The sequence below is a fragment of the Salarchaeum japonicum genome (genome assembly GCF_049705945.1).
In the GTDB taxonomy this organism is placed as follows: Archaea; Halobacteriota; Halobacteria; order Halobacteriales; family Halobacteriaceae; genus Salarchaeum; species Salarchaeum japonicum_A.
Genome location: NZ_JBNAMV010000004.1, coordinates 895812 through 910222, shown reverse-complemented (window position 1 = coordinate 910222; position 14411 = coordinate 895812). Strand labels below are relative to the sequence as shown.

The 14411-nt window shown below is 65.8% G+C and carries 14 protein-coding genes and 1 tRNA gene; 12 read left to right on the top strand and 3 right to left on the bottom strand.

What is annotated here, in order from left to right; genetic code table 11:
* Nucleotides 1–58: 58 nt before the first annotated feature.
* Genes ACOZ4O_RS06580 through ACOZ4O_RS06565 form a run of 4 tightly spaced genes read left to right on the top strand, consistent with a single transcriptional unit; the run spans nucleotide 59 to nucleotide 3054 of the window.
* Entirely contained in the window at nucleotides 59–712 is a 654-nt protein-coding gene (locus ACOZ4O_RS06580) for an HVO_0476 family zinc finger protein (protein ID WP_424524515.1), read from the top strand.
* Nucleotide 713: 1 nt separating this feature from the next.
* The gene (locus tag ACOZ4O_RS06575; protein WP_424524514.1) at nucleotides 714–1346 is read left to right on the top strand and encodes a protein-L-isoaspartate(D-aspartate) O-methyltransferase; all 633 of its coding nucleotides are present in this window, start codon (nucleotides 714–716) and stop codon (nucleotides 1344–1346) included.
* A gap of 30 nt (nucleotides 1347–1376) precedes the next feature.
* A complete protein-coding gene (locus ACOZ4O_RS06570) occupies nucleotides 1377–2291 on the top strand; it encodes a class I SAM-dependent methyltransferase (RefSeq protein WP_424524513.1) in 915 nt (304 codons plus the stop codon).
* 25 nt (nucleotides 2292–2316) lie between these two features.
* On the top strand, nucleotides 2317–3054 hold the full coding sequence (locus tag ACOZ4O_RS06565) for a protein-L-isoaspartate O-methyltransferase family protein (protein ID WP_424524512.1): 738 nt from the start codon (nucleotides 2317–2319) through the stop codon (nucleotides 3052–3054).
* On the opposite strand, the gene ACOZ4O_RS06560 is transcribed toward ACOZ4O_RS06565, so the two are convergent.
* The gene (locus tag ACOZ4O_RS06560; RefSeq protein WP_424524511.1) at nucleotides 3051–3503 is read right to left on the bottom strand and encodes a DUF7382 domain-containing protein; all 453 of its coding nucleotides are present in this window, start codon (nucleotides 3501–3503) and stop codon (nucleotides 3051–3053) included. The genes ACOZ4O_RS06565 and ACOZ4O_RS06560 overlap by 4 nt on opposite strands.
* Before the next feature lie 76 nt (nucleotides 3504–3579).
* On the opposite strand from ACOZ4O_RS06560, the gene ACOZ4O_RS06555 reads away from it, so the two are divergent.
* A complete protein-coding gene (locus ACOZ4O_RS06555; RefSeq protein WP_424524510.1) occupies nucleotides 3580–4581 on the top strand; it encodes an ATP-binding protein in 1002 nt (333 codons plus the stop codon).
* A gap of 39 nt (nucleotides 4582–4620) precedes the next feature.
* Nucleotides 4621–5499 (top strand): archaeosortase A, encoded by an 879-nt coding sequence (artA, locus tag ACOZ4O_RS06550; RefSeq protein ID WP_424524509.1) that lies wholly within the window; start codon nucleotides 4621–4623, stop codon nucleotides 5497–5499.
* Here the strand turns inward: artA and ACOZ4O_RS06545 are convergent.
* The gene (locus ACOZ4O_RS06545; protein WP_424524508.1) at nucleotides 5489–5902 is read right to left on the bottom strand and encodes a group I intron-associated PD-(D/E)XK endonuclease; all 414 of its coding nucleotides are present in this window, start codon (nucleotides 5900–5902) and stop codon (nucleotides 5489–5491) included. The two genes, artA and ACOZ4O_RS06545, sit on opposite strands and share 11 nt — an antisense overlap.
* Nucleotides 5903–5981: 79 nt before the next feature.
* Nucleotides 5982–6054: transfer RNA gene (locus ACOZ4O_RS06540), tRNA-Asp, on the bottom strand.
* 184 nt (nucleotides 6055–6238) lie between these two features.
* On the opposite strand from ACOZ4O_RS06540, the gene ACOZ4O_RS06535 reads away from it, so the two are divergent.
* Genes ACOZ4O_RS06535 through ACOZ4O_RS06510 form a run of 6 tightly spaced genes read left to right on the top strand, consistent with a single transcriptional unit; the run spans nucleotide 6239 to nucleotide 14382 of the window.
* The gene (locus tag ACOZ4O_RS06535) at nucleotides 6239–6469 is read left to right on the top strand and encodes a DNA-directed RNA polymerase subunit H (protein WP_424524507.1); all 231 of its coding nucleotides are present in this window, start codon (nucleotides 6239–6241) and stop codon (nucleotides 6467–6469) included.
* A complete protein-coding gene (locus tag ACOZ4O_RS06530) occupies nucleotides 6469–8031 on the top strand; it encodes a DNA-directed RNA polymerase subunit B'' (RefSeq protein ID WP_424524506.1) in 1563 nt (520 codons plus the stop codon). Before ACOZ4O_RS06535 ends, ACOZ4O_RS06530 begins: the two co-directional genes overlap by 1 nt.
* A 1-nt stretch (nucleotide 8032) precedes the next feature.
* Nucleotides 8033–9859 carry a DNA-directed RNA polymerase subunit B gene (rpoB, locus tag ACOZ4O_RS06525; protein ID WP_424524505.1) on the top strand — a complete coding sequence of 609 codons (1827 nt, stop codon included), beginning with the start codon at nucleotides 8033–8035 and terminating at the stop codon, nucleotides 9857–9859.
* 1 nt (nucleotide 9860) lies between these two features.
* The gene (locus ACOZ4O_RS06520; protein ID WP_424524504.1) at nucleotides 9861–12773 is read left to right on the top strand and encodes a DNA-directed RNA polymerase subunit A'; all 2913 of its coding nucleotides are present in this window, start codon (nucleotides 9861–9863) and stop codon (nucleotides 12771–12773) included.
* Nucleotides 12773–13957 carry a DNA-directed RNA polymerase subunit A'' gene (gene rpoA2 / locus ACOZ4O_RS06515; protein ID WP_424524503.1) on the top strand — a complete coding sequence of 395 codons (1185 nt, stop codon included), beginning with the start codon at nucleotides 12773–12775 and terminating at the stop codon, nucleotides 13955–13957. Before ACOZ4O_RS06520 ends, rpoA2 begins: the two co-directional genes overlap by 1 nt.
* On the top strand, nucleotides 13957–14382 hold the full coding sequence (locus ACOZ4O_RS06510) for a NusA-like transcription termination signal-binding factor (protein WP_424524502.1): 426 nt from the start codon (nucleotides 13957–13959) through the stop codon (nucleotides 14380–14382). The genes rpoA2 and ACOZ4O_RS06510 overlap by 1 nt, the downstream gene beginning before the upstream one ends.
* Nucleotides 14383–14411: the final 29 nt, after the last annotated feature.

Below are 14411 nucleotides of genomic sequence, written 5' to 3'. Positions count from 1 at the left end.
TCCGCGCGCGGACGACTAACTCCGCGGATTTTTACGGCTCCACGCCCTCGGAGTCGATATGAGCCAACAGCAGCGCGTCGGCATTCCGTGTCCGTCGTGTTCACCGGACCTCGAAACGGAACACGAGGTCCTCACGACGGGCGGCGGGACGGCGACGGTGAAGTGCACGGACTGCGGGCACGTCCACAAGAAGCCCTTGGAGTCCGAGCGGACGATAGAGCGAGACGTCGTCGTCTCCCAGGGCGGCGAGTCTTTCACCACGACGGTGGAGGTGCCGGCGGACGAGACCGTGGAGACGGGCGAGGAGTTCATCGTCGAGACCGAGGAAGCAATCATGCAGGTCCGCATCACGGACCTCCAGACGGACGACGAGACGCGCGCGGTCCGCGCGGACGCCGAGGACGTGGAGACGTTCTGGACGCGCGCCGTGGACAACGTCGAGGTCGACGTGACCCTCCATCCGCAGGACGGCGCGCACGACCAGACGCGCAGCATCACGCTCCACGTTCCGGGCGATTACGAGTTCACCGTCGGCGAAACCCACGAGTTCGGCGAGGAGGCGTTCTCCATCACGGGCATCCACGTCCGCCAGGACGCCATCGAACGCTACGACTTCCAGAAGATCGGTCACGACGGCGACGTGGCGATGGCGAAGGACATCAAGCGCGTGTACGGCTACGACGAGACGTCCACCGCTTGGTCCGCCTGGTAGCATGAACCCCGCGGCCGCCCGCGACCGCCTCGTCGACGACCTCGCCCGCAGACACGACTTCTCCGAGCACGTTCTCGACGCGCTTCGCTCTGTTCCACGCCACCAGTTCGTACCCGAGGGCCAGCGCGAGGACGCGTACGCCGACCGCCCGCTCCCCATCGGGGACGGCCAAACTATTAGCGCGCCCCACATCGTTGCCGCGATGTGCGACCGCCTCGACCTCCGCGAGGGCGAACACGTCCTCGAAATCGGCACCGGCTGTGGCTACCACGCCGCCGTCATCGCCGAACTCGTCGGCGCCAAACACGTCTACAGCGTCGAATACCTCGAATCGCTCGCCGACACCGCCCGCGAGAACCTCGCCGACACGGGCTACGGCGATATCTCGGTCCGACGCGGCGACGGCCACGACGGTTGGCCCGAGCACGCGCCCTACGACGCCGCCTATCTCACCTGCGCCACTCGCTCGATTCCGACCGCGGTTATCGACCAACTCCGCGACGGCGGTCGCGTGCTCGCACCGGTCGGCGACGTGAGCCAGACGCTCGTCTACGGCGAGAAGACCGGGGAAACGCTCGACCGCGAGTTCCTCTCCGGCGTCCGGTTCGTCCGCATGCAGGGCGACAGCGAGTGATTTTATCCCGGCCCGCGACGATTCTCCCGTATGGATTACCGGGAACTCCTGTTCCTCCGCGCCGTCCGCGAAACGGGCGTCCTCGACGCCGTCGTCACTGACGCCGACACCGTCGACGCCGTCGCCGAGGAGACCGGCGTCACCGAACGCGCAGCCAGCATCGGCGTCGAGACGCTCTGCGACCTCGGATTCCTTCACCGGACCGACGAGGGGTTCGAACCCACGAACCGCATGCTCGGCTTCCTCTCGAAGACCGACCTCCGCTCCGTCGGCTCGCTCCCGCACGAACTCGACACGCTCGACGACTGGATTGCGCTCCCCGAGACGATGCGGACCGGCGACCGACCCACGCCGAGTCCCGACGCCACCCGGAACCGCCTCGGCGCGATGGCCGCGCTCGACGAGGGTGACGTGCGCGCCGCCGTCACCGCCGCCGTCCACGAACACCCCGACGCGGACAGCGTGCTCGACGCGTACGGCGGTGCCGGCACCTTCTCCCGGGAGTTCGCTCGCCGCGGCTACGACGTGACGCTCGCCGACACCGACGAGGTCATCGAGGTGGACGAACCGCTCCTCGAACACGAACCCGTTACCCTGCAGGCGACCGACCCGATCGACGGCGTGGACGGCACGTACGACCTCGTGTTCTGCGCGAACACCGCACGCACGCTCTCCCCGGACGCCAACGAACGACTCCTGGACGCGCTCTACGACGCCGTCGCATCAGGTGGTACTGTCGTGCACGTCGACCGACTCCGCAACCACGCGGAGCACCCCGGACTGCTCGCCGCCGAGATGCTTGCACGCACCGACGGCGGGGACGCGTACGCCGAAGCCGACTTCGGCGAGTGGTTCGCGGCCGCGGGCTTCGAACACCCCCGGGTCTCCGACGTGCCCGGCACGCGCTCGCAGGCCGTCGCCGCCGACCGCCCCGCGAACGATTGAAGGTCGCTCACGCCAACCCATTCGTATGGAGTACGCGGCGGTTCGGGACCACATGGTGACGAGTCTCGAACACGACACGAAGGACGTCGTCCACGACCCCGCGGTCGCGGACGCGATGCGCACCGTCCCCCGCCACGAGTTCGTCGAGGACGGCGGTCACCGCGCGTACGCCGACCGCGAGTTCGAACACCGGGGGACGCGCGTTCTCGCACCCTCCACGGCCGCCCGACTCGTCGAAGCCCTCCAGCCCGAACCCGGGAGCGACACGCTCGTCGTCGGCGTGGGCGTGGGGTACACGGCCGCGCTGCTCGCGGAAATCATCGGCGCGCAGCACGTCCACGCGGTCGACATTGACCGACGACTCGTCTACGACGCCCGCGGAACGCTCGCGGACGCCGGCTACGGCGACGTGCTCGTGGACTGCGCGAACGGCGCGGACGGACTGCCCGCGTACGCGCCCTACGACCGCATTCTCGTCGAAGCGGCCGCCGTTCGGCCGCCGCGAGCGCTCCGCGCGCAGCTCGCGGACGGCGGCCGACTCGTCTACCCCGAGGGCACGCAGCGCCAGCGACTCGTCGCCGTCGAGAACGACGAACAGCGCGACTACGGCGACATCGAGTTCGCGCCATTGCTCGTCGAGGGCGAGCAGGCGAGCGCGCCCGTCCGCAACCGAACCGTCCGCGAGGACCGCGAGCGCGCCGCGAAGGTCAATGAGCGCCGTCACGGCTGGGAGCAGGACTGGATCGACTGGGACGCCCGCTAACCTCCGTACCCCCGGACGACCAGGATTCGCGTGTTCCCACGGCGGTCCACGTACTCGCCGCCAGCAGGCGGTTTCACTGTCACCGTGAGAGTGCCGTCCGCTTGATTCGCACCGAGCGCCGGATCAACGGTCACCATCGCTACGCCTGTTTCGTTCGTGCGTGCGACCACCGTCCCGTCCAGCCGCGCCGTCCCCGCCTTCACCAGAACCGTCGCGCCAGCGACGCCGTTCCCCGACGCGTCCACCACAGAGAGCGCCAGCGACTGCTCGTCAGGACCGACTACGTCCGGGGTCGGCTTCACGTCGAGTTCGGTCGTTGCGAGCGTCCCCACGCCGGACACCGTCTGCAGGAGTACACCGAGCGTCGCCACGCCGACGACGAACGCGATGAGCAACCGCACCGGCAGCCCCTCTATCGCGCGCTCGTCCCGCCGCAGTTCGTGGAACATACCCCGGTGTGGCTGCGGCTTCGCACTTGAACGCTCGTCCGAGCATTCAAACCGGCAGCCGAACCCAGTCCGGGTGATGCACGTCCTCGGTCGCTCCAGCGACACTGACGGGCCGGTCCTCCCGCTCGGCCGGTTCCGCGCCCCCGACGGCAGCCACGGCGTTCGGGTCGGCGTCGACGCGAACGGCCCGCACGCCGCGCTCGTCGTCGGGAAACGCGGCAGTGGAAAAACGTACACGCTCGGCGTGCTCGCGGAAGCGCTCGCCCGCACCGACGGCGTCACCGCCGTCGTCGTCGATCCGATGCGGGCGTTCACCACGCTCCCGGACGCCGTCCCCGCAACCGTCACCCGACCGCGGATTCCCGCTGGCGCGCTCCCGCCGCGCGCGTGGTGCGACGTACTTTCCATTCCGTCGCATACTCCGGCCGGCGCACTCCTCTGGCAGGCCGCTGCAGAGGCTAAAACACTCGACGCCATGCGGGACTTCCTCGCCGCTCACGACACGACCGCCGGCCGCGCCGCCCGGAACGCCCTCGCGCTCGCCGACTCCTGGAACGTCTTCGGTGAGCAACGAACCGAGGTTCTCGACCTCGACCGCGTCACCGTTCTCGACTGCGCCGGCCTCCCCCGGCCAGCGCTCGCCGCCGTCACCCGCGCCGTCACCGACACCGTCTACGACGCGGCCATCACAGGCCGACTCGACGTGCTCCCCTGGATTCTCCTCGACGAAGCGCACGCCGTCACCGACACCGCCGTCTGGCCCGGTCTCCGCCGCCTCCTCACACGCGGCCGCAAACCCGGCATCAGCACCGTTCTCGCCACCCAACGCCCCGGCGCACTTCCACCGGAAGCGGTCTCGCAGGCCGACCTCCTCGTCGCCCACCGCCTCACCGCCCGCGACGACATCGACGCCCTCGAAACCGCCATCCCTACTTACCTCCCGGCCGCGCTCGCCGACGCGCTCCCGCGTAATCCCGGCGACGCCCTCGTCGTCGACGATGCCGGCGAGACGGCGCACGACCTCACTGTCCGCGAACGCGACGCACCGCACGGCGGCCGCAGCCGCACCGTCACCTGACCGTCACGCCTATCCCCGAGAACCACGAACTCACGGCCAATGTCGCTCGCCCTCACGAACACCCTCGCGTGGGTCGTCGTCTCCGCCTTCGCCCTCAGCGCCCTCCTCGCAACCCGCGACGACGAACACCCCGCCCGGGTCGCCGCAGCCGCCGCCTGGACCGTCTTCGCCGTCTTCTGGGCGCTCCTCATCGACCACTTCCTCTTCACCCAGAACAGCTTCATCGAAGGCGTCCTCTCCGCCCTCGCCGTCCCCCTCAGCCTCTACGCCGCCTACCTCGTCCTCACCGACCGCCCCACCCTCGTCCGCCTCTCCCGCGCCATCGCCGTCATGGGCATCATCTACCTCCCATTCCAAACCATCCCCGCACTCACCGAAGCCGCCATCACCATCACCGCCGAGAGCACGTACGCCCTCATCACCCTCGTCGGCTACAACCCCCAATTCATCACCGACCCCTACCCCAGCGCCGTCGTCTTCATCCACGACGGCCACACAATCACCACCAACATCCTCCTCGCCTGCAGCGGCATCGGCAGCATCGCCATCGTCAGCGGCCTCATCGCCGCCACCACCGCCCCCATCCGCCGCCGCCTCACCGGCATCGCCCTCGTCGTCCCCCTCATCTACGCACTCAACGTCATCCGCGTCAGCTTCATCGCCATCGCATTCGGCAACCAATGGTTCCAGTGGACGCGCCCCCTCATCACCCTCCTCTACGCCCCCCTCCAGAGCGACCCCCGCGTCTCCTACCTCTTCGCCGACAAAATCCTCGCCCAAAGCCTCTCCGTCGTCGCCCTCGTCCTCATCACCCTCGCCCTCCTCCGCATCCTCCCCGAGCTCGCCGCACTCCTCGACGACGCCCTCTACGTCGCCACCAAAACCGACTACAACCTCGAAGACCACTTCACCCGATAACCCCCGAAAACTCGAACCCCGACGCCCAATTAATCGACGGATGGTCGATATCGGCGTCCTCGACACGGAGGTACGTGTTCTTCCGTCCGGCGTCCTCCACGGGGACCCAGTACACTGACTCGGTGTCCTTACAGCGAACCATGAACGCGTCAATCTTCCCGTCGTAGTCGGTTGTCGTCGCCTTCCCGTTCTCCGTGGTTTTACTCGCGGTCTTGAACCGGATTCGACCATCCTCCAGCCAGCCGGTCTTACATTGCACGCGCACGAACTCGTCACCCGTATCGACGACGAGGTCGTACGGGTCGTTGTCGCCGAACGGAACCGAGACGCTGTACCCGGCTGCCACCAGCTCGTGGAGGAGACGAGTCTCCGTTACGTCGCCTGTCTCTTTCGTGTTCACCATACCACGACCAGGAGTATCGACTACATATCTTCTGCGTGGATAGCACCGAAGCTGTCGAAAATTAGCGTCGAAAGGAAAGCGCCCGAGGCGGGATTTGAACCCGCGTCACGACCGTGACAGGGTCGTATGATGGGCCACTACACCACCCGGGCTCCCTGCACTCATTCGTAGCCGGGTGTTACAGATAAGGGTTTCCAATCGGGAGTGGCGTGTGAGGGCGTCTCGTCCGGTATTCGGGTGCATGGCGTGTTGTTTTGGCAAGGGTTAAGTAGGTTTCGCGTGTACGTGCCTGTAGTATCTCGTGAGAGCCACTTCTCCCCCCAGGCAGGTGTTCCCATGGTAGATGACGTAACTAACCACGAACTCGTACCCGAGCATGAGCTTCTCGAGGAGGACGCGGTGGAGTCCGTTCTCGAGGAGTATGATATCGAACGTACCGACCTCCCGAAGATCAAGCGCAAGGACCCGGCGCTCCCGGACGACGCGAGCGCGGGTGACGTCGTGAAGATCACGCGGGATTCCCGAACGACTGACACAGCGATTGTGTACCGACTGGTGATCGATTGATGGAACTCGACAACAAACGCACGCTCTCGAAGGCGTATTTCTCGAAGGAACGACTCGCAGAACATCACTATCGCTCGTTCAACGCCTTCTTGAAGCGCGGAATGCAGGAGGTCGTTGACGAGAAGGAGACGATCGACACGGACATCGGCGACAAGGAAGAGGAGGAGCCGGTGTGGGTGGAACTCGGTGACGTTCGCATTCTGACGCCGCGCGTGCGTGAGGCGGACGGGTCCGAGGAACTGCTCTATCCGCAGGAGGCGCGGTTGCGGAACATCACGTACTCGGCGCCCGTGTTCATGGAGATGTCCATCAAGCGCGGCGGCGAGGAGGAGCCGGAGGAGCTCTTGGACACGACCGAGACGAAGGTGGGTCGGATGCCCATCATGGTCGGGTCCGATAAGTGCAATATCTCCGACTTCAGCGAGGAGGAACTCATCGATATCGGCGAGGACCCCGAAGACCCCGGTGGGTACTTCATCGTGAACGGGTCCGAGCGCGTGCTGATGACGTCCGAGGACCTCGCGCCGAACAAGATTCTCGCGGAGTACGACACGAAGTACGGCGACGAGATTCAGGTCGCGAAGACGTTCAGTCAGCGACGAGGATATCGAGCGCTCGTACTGTGTGAGCGCAACCGCTCCGGCCTTCTCGAAGTCTCTTTCCCCTCCGTTTCCGGTTCTATCGATTTCGTCACGCTTGTTCGCGCGCTCGGCCTCGAATCCGACGAGGAGATCGTCCACCGCGTCAGCGACGACCCCGAGATTGTGAAGTTCATGCTCGAAAACCTGGAGGAAGCGGACGTTCAGACCCAGGAAGAAGCCATCGAGACGCTCGGGAAGCGCGTCGCGTCCGGCCAGGGCAAGAACTACCAGTTGAAGCGTGCGAACTACGTCATCGACCGCTACCTGCTCCCGCACCTCCACGAGGAGGGTATCGAGGAGGAGGAGACGCGGATGAACAAGGCGTTCTATCTCTGTCGGATGGCGGAGGCGTGTTTCGAACTCGCGCTCGACCGCCGCGAGTCCGACGACAAGGACCACTACGCGAACAAGCGCCTGAAGGTCAGCGGCGACCTGATGCGTGACCTGTTCCGCACCGCGCTGAACAAGCTGTCGCGGGACGTGAAGTACCAGCTCGAACGCGCGAACATGCGGAACCGGCAGCTCACCGTGAACACGGTCGTGCGGTCGGACGTGCTCACGGAACGCCTCGAACACCCCATCGCGACGGGGAACTGGGTTGGCGGCCGCAGTGGCGTGAGCCAGCTCGTGGACCGCACCGACCACATGGGCGTTCTCTCGCACTTGCGGCGGCTTCGCAGTCCGCTCAGCCGGTCGCAGCCGCACTTCGAGGCGCGCGACCTGCACGCGACCCAGTGGGGTCGCATCTGTCCATCCGAGACGCCGGAGGGACCGAACTGTGGGTTGGTGAAGAACTTCGCGCAGGCGATGGAGCTCTCACAGAACGTCGACGACGAACAGGACTTGAAACGGGAACTCTCCTCGATGGGGGTCGAGGGCGTCCCCGGTCTCACCACCGAACCCACCTCCGCAGACGACTAACATGAGCCAGTCACAGGAAGCGAAAGTCTACGTGAACGGCAGCCTCGTCGGGACGCACGACGACCCGCACGAGCTCGCCGAGAGCATCCGAGAAGCGCGACGCCGCGGCGACATCAGCGACATGGTGAACGTCTCGGTGAAAGAACGCACAGGCGAAGTCATCGTGAACGCGGACGCGGGCCGCGCCCGCCGCCCGCTCCTCGTCGTCGAGGACGGCGAACCCCTCGTCACCGAGGACGACCTCGAAGCGCTCGAAAACGAGGAGGTCGAGTTCGAGTCGCTCGTCGACGAGGGGAAGGTCGAGTTCATCGACGCCGAGGAGGAAGAGGACATCCTCGTCGCCGTCGAGGAAGAGGACCTCACCGAGGACCACACGCACCTCGAAATCGACCCGCAGCTCATCTTCGGTATCGGCGCGGGGATGATTCCGTACCCCGAGCACAACGCCAGCCCGCGCATTACGATGGGTGCGGGGATGATGAAGCAGAGTCTGGGGCTGCCGGCGGCGAACTACCGCATCCGGCCGGACACCCGTCAGCACCTGATGCATTACCCGCAGAAGGCGATGGTGAACACCCAGACGACGAAACAGATCGGGTACGACGACCGGCCGGCCGGCCAGAACTTCACGGTCGCCGTGATGAGCTACGAGGGGTTCAACATCGAGGACGCGCTCGTCATGAACAAGGGGTCCGTGGAGCGCGCGCTCGCCCGCTCGCACTTCTTCCGCACCTACGAGGGCGAGGAACGCCGCTACCCCGGCGGTCAGGAGGACCGCTTCGAGATGCCGGACGACGACGTGCGCGGCGCCCGCGGCGAGGACGCGTACAAGCACCTCGACGAGGATGGCCTCGTCAATCCCGAGACGCGCGTGGACGAGAACTCCGTCCTGCTCGGGAAGACCAGTCCGCCCCGGTTCCTCGAGGAGCCCGACGAGATGGGTGGACTGAGTCCGCAGAAGCGCCGTGAGACCTCCGTGACGATGCGGTCCGGCGAGGACGGCGTCGTGGACACGGTGACGCTGATGGAAGGCGAGGACGGGAGTAAGCTCGCGAAGGTGAGCGTTCGCGACGAACGCATCCCCGAACTCGGGGACAAGTTCGCGAGCCGGCACGGCCAGAAGGGCGTCGTCGGCCACCTCGCGCCTCAGGAAGACATGCCGTTCACGCAGGAGGGCGTCGTGCCCGACCTCGTGCTGAACCCGCACGCGCTGCCGTCCCGGATGACGGTCGGTCACGTGCTGGAGATGCTCGGCGGGAAGTCCGGCGCGCTCGAAGGCCGAACGGTCGACGGGACCGCGTTCACTGGCGAGGACGAGGAAGAGATCCGGAACTCGCTCCAGGAGCGCGGATTCAAGTCGAGCGGGAAGGAAGTCCTCTACTCGGGCGTCTCCGGCGAGAAGATCGAGGCCGAGATCTTCGTCGGGAACATCTTCTACCACAAGCTCTACCACATGGTGTCGAACAAGATGCACGCCCGGTCGAAGGGGCCGGTGCAGGTCTTGACTCGACAGCCGACCGAGGGACGCGCCCGCGAAGGCGGTCTCCGGCTCGGGGAGATGGAGCGCGACACGGTCATCGCCCACGGCGCGGCGATGGTGCTGAAGGAACGCCTCCTCGAATCCTCCGACCAGGAGTACGTCGACATCTGTGGGAACTGCGGGATGACCGCGGTGGAGAACAGAGAACAGCGCCGCGTCTACTGTCCGAACTGCGGCGAGGAGACGGACGTGCACAGCATCGAGATGAGTTACGCGTTCAAACTCCTCCTCGACGAGATGAAGGCGCTCGGCATCGCGCCGCGACTCGAACTGGAGGACGCAGTCTAACATGAGTGCAGGACAATCACCCAAGGAGATAGGCGAAATCAGCTTCGGGCTGATGGACCCCGAGGAGTACCGGGACATGAGTGCGACGAAGGTCATCACGGCCGACACGTACGACGACGACGGCTTCCCCATCGACATGGGCCTCATGGACCCTCGACTGGGCGTCATCGACCCCGGTCTGGAGTGCAAGACGTGCGGCGGCCGCTCCGGCTCGTGTAACGGCCACTTCGGCCACATCGAGCTCGCCGCGCCCGTCATCCACGTCGGGTTCTCGAAGCTCATTCGTCGCCTCCTCCGCGGCACCTGCCGCGAGTGCAGTCACCTCCTGCTCACCGAGGACGAACAGGAGCAGTTCCTCGACGACGTGGAGCGAACCCGTGGCCTCCAGCAGGACGTTTCCGACGTGACGAAGAACGCGATCCGGGAGGCCCGGAAGAAGTCGCACTGTCCGCACTGCGGGGAAGTCCAGTACGACGTGAAACACGAGAAACCCACGACGTACTACGAGGTCCAGCAGGTCCTCGCGAGCGACTACCCCGAGCGCATCGCGTCCGCGATGCAGCCCGAGGACGACGAGGACGACGCCATCAGTCCTCAGGAACTCGCGGACGAGTCCGGCGTCGACCTCTCCCGCATCAACGACATCCTCAGCGGGGAGTTCCGGCCGCGACGCGAAGACCGCGAGGCGCTGGAGAAGGCGCTCGGCACGGACCTCACGACCGAGGACATGAACAAGCTCATGCCGAGCGACATCCGGGACTGGTTCGAGGACATCCCGAACGAAGACCTCGAAGTGCTCGGCGTCGACGCCGAGCACAGCCGTCCCGAGTGGATGATTCTCACCGTCCTCCCGGTTCCGCCGGTCACCGCGCGCCCGTCCATCACGCTGGACAACGGTCAGCGCAGCGAGGACGACCTGACGCACAAGCTCGTGGACATCATCCGCATCAATCAGCGGTTCATGGAGAACCGCGAAGCGGGTGCACCCCAGCTCATCATCGAGGACCTCTGGGAACTCCTCCAGTACCACGTCACGACGTTCATGGACAACGAGATTTCGGGGACGCCGCCCGCCCGACACCGCTCCGGCCGCCCGCTCAAGACGCTCAGTCAGCGTCTCAAGGGCAAGGAAGGACGGTTCCGCGGGTCGCTCTCCGGGAAGCGCGTGAACTTCAGCGCGCGTACCGTCATTAGCCCCGACCCGACGCTCAGCCTGAACGAGGTCGGCGTTCCCGACCGCGTCGCGACGGAGATGACGCAGACGATGGTCGTCAACGACCAGAACATCGAACGCGCCCGCCGCTACGTTCGGAACGGACCCGAGACGCATCCGGGCGCGAACTACGTGAAGCGGCCGGACGGCCGGCGCGTCCGCGTCACCGAGAAGGTCTGTGAGGAACTCGCGGAACGCGTCGAACCCGGCTGGGAGGTCCAGCGACACCTCATCGACGGCGACGTCATCATCTTCAACCGCCAGCCGTCCCTGCACCGGATGTCTATTATGGCGCACGAAGTCGTCGTGATGCCGTACAAGACGTTCCGCCTCAACACGGTCGTCTGCCCGCCGTACAACGCTGACTTCGACGGCGACGAGATGAACATGCACGCCCTCCAGAACGAGGAGGCCCGCGCGGAGGCGCGCGTGCTGATGCGCGTGCAGGAGCAGATCCTCAGCCCGCGGTTCGGCGAGAACATCATCGGCGCGATTCAGGACCACATCAGCGGGATGTACCTGTTGACGAACGACAACCCGTCGTTCAACGAGACGCAAGCGCTCGACCTCCTCCGCGAAACCCGCATCAACGAACTCCCCGACCCCGCGGGCGAGGAAGCGGACGGAACGCCCTACTGGACGGGCCGCCAGCTGTTCAGCGAACTCCTTCCCGACGACCTCAACCTCGAATTCACCGGTACCACCGGCGACCAGGTCGTCATCGAGGACGGCCAGCTCATCGAGGGCACTATCGCCGAGGACGAGGTCGGCGAGTTCGGGAGCGAAATCGTCGACACCATCACCAAAGTGTACGGCAACACGCGTTCGCGCATCTTCATCAACGAGATTGCCGCGCTCGCGATGCGCGCCATCATGCACTTCGGGTTCAGTATCGGTATCGACGACGAGACGATTAGTTCGAACGCCCGCGACCGCATCGACGAGTCCGTTCAGAACGCGTACGACCGCGTGCAGGAACTCATCGAGACCTACGAGAACGGCGACCTCGAAAGCCTGCCCGGCCGCACCGTCGACGAGACGCTCGAAATGAAGATCATGCAGACGCTCTCGAAGGCGCGTGACTCCGCCGGCGACATCGCGGAGGACGACTTCGCCGACGACAACCCCGCCGTCGTCATGGCGGAGTCCGGTGCGCGTGGTGGCATGTTGAACCTCACGCAGATGGCCGGTATGGTCGGTCAGCAGGCAGTTCGCGGCGAACGCATCAACCGCGGATACGAGAACCGGACGCTCAGCCACTATCCCGAGAACGAACTCTCCGCGGAAGCCCACGGGTTCGTCGAGAACTCGTACGCTGACGGCCTGACGCCGACGGAGTTCTTCTTCCACGCGATGGGCGGCCGCGAAGGCCTGGTCGACACGGCAGTCCGGACGTCCAAGTCCGGCTACCTCCAGCGCCGCCTCATCAACGCGCTCTCCGAACTCGAAACCCAGTACGACGGCACGGTCCGAGACACCTCGGACACCATCGTGCAGTTCGAGTTCGGCGAGGACGGCACCAGTCCCGTCCGCGTGTCCTCCAACGAGGACACCGACATCGACGTGGAGAACGTCGCGGACCGCATTCTCGAAACCGAGTTCGAGACCGACGAAGACCTCGAGGAGTTCCTCGGGGAGAAAGAACCGCCGACGAACCTCTCCGAACACGGCGAGTCCTGGCTCGCGGAGGGTGACGACTGATGACTGAAATCACCGACGACATCGAAGCCGCCGTGGAGGACCGCAGCCTCCCGCGACGGCTCAAAGAAGAGGTCTACGACGCGGTCGAAGCGCGTGACGGCGTCACGACCAAGCAGGCAGAACAGATCGCGAAAGCCGTCGAGTCCCAGTACCTCGACACGCGCGTCGACCCGCTCGACCCGGTCGGGACGGTGAGCGCGCAGTCCATCGGGGAGCCCGGGACGCAGATGACGATGAACACGTTCCACTACGCGGGCGTCGCGGAGATGGACGTGACGCAGGGCCTTCCGCGCCTCATCGAACTCGTGGACGCCCGAAAGAACCCGGACACGCCCGTGATGACCGTCCACCTGGACGAGGAACACCGGGGCACTCGGGAGAAAGCCCACGAGGTCGTGTGGAACATCGAGTCCACGAAAATCCTCTCGCTCGGCGACATCTCGACGAACGTCGCCGACATGATCGTCAGCATCAACCTGAACGAGGACACGCTCCAGGAGCGCTGGCCGACTATGGACTCCACGAACGAGATCGCGGGCGACATCGCGGACATCATCGAGGACTCCCTCGGCGTGAAAGTCACCCAGCAGGGAACCGTCCTCGAATTCGGGCCGGAAGAACCGAGCTACCGCGACCTCCTCCAGCTCGTCGAACAGCTCCGCGACGTGGTGTTCAAGGGAATCGAGGACGTCACGCGCGTCGTCGTCCGGAAGGAGGACACCGAGGAGGGCGAGGAGTTCGTCCTCTACACCGAGGGTTCGGCGCTCAAGAAGGTGCTTCGCATCGACGGCGTCGACGAGACCCGGACCTCGTGTAACAACATCCACGAGATTCACAAGACGCTCGGCATCGAGGCCGCGCGCGAAGCCATCATCAACGAGACGATGGACACGCTCGAAGAACAGGGCCTCGGTGACGTGAACATCCGCCACCTGATGCTGGTCGCGGACATCATGACGAACGACGGCACCATCCAGTCCATCGGCCGCCACGGCATCAGCGGGAACAAGGACTCCGTGCTCGCACGCGCGGCGTTCGAGGTCACGGTCAACCACCTCCTCGACGCCGCCATCTACGGCGAAGCGGACGACCTCGACGGCGTCATCGAGAACGTCATCGTCGGCAAACCCGTCAAACTCGGGACCGGCGACGTCGACCTCCGGATGGGCTCCAAGTCGGACTGATGACGGTCACGCTCTCCGACGACGCCCGCCAGTGCATCGTCGCGTTCGAGGAAGTCACGGACGCCACTGCCGTCGACTGCCTCGTCGACGACGAGAACGACCGCGTCGTCTTCGTCGTCAAAGCGGGCGAAATCGGGAGCGCCATCGGCCCCGGCGGTCGGAACGTCGAACGCGTCGAGGACGAACTCGGACGGGACGTCAAACTCGTCGAGGACGCGCCGACGCCGGAGGCGTTCGTCGCGAACGCGCTCAGCCCCGCCGCCGTCTACAACGTCACCATCAGCGAGAACCGCGACACCGTCGCGTACGCCGAAGTCGCGCACGAGGACCGCGGCGTCGCCATCGGCGAAGCCGGGCACAACATCGAGCTCGCGAAGACGCTCGCGAAACGCCACTTCGACATCGACGACATCCAACTGACCTGAGCGGGCCGTGTTCCTCTGTCACACGCTCG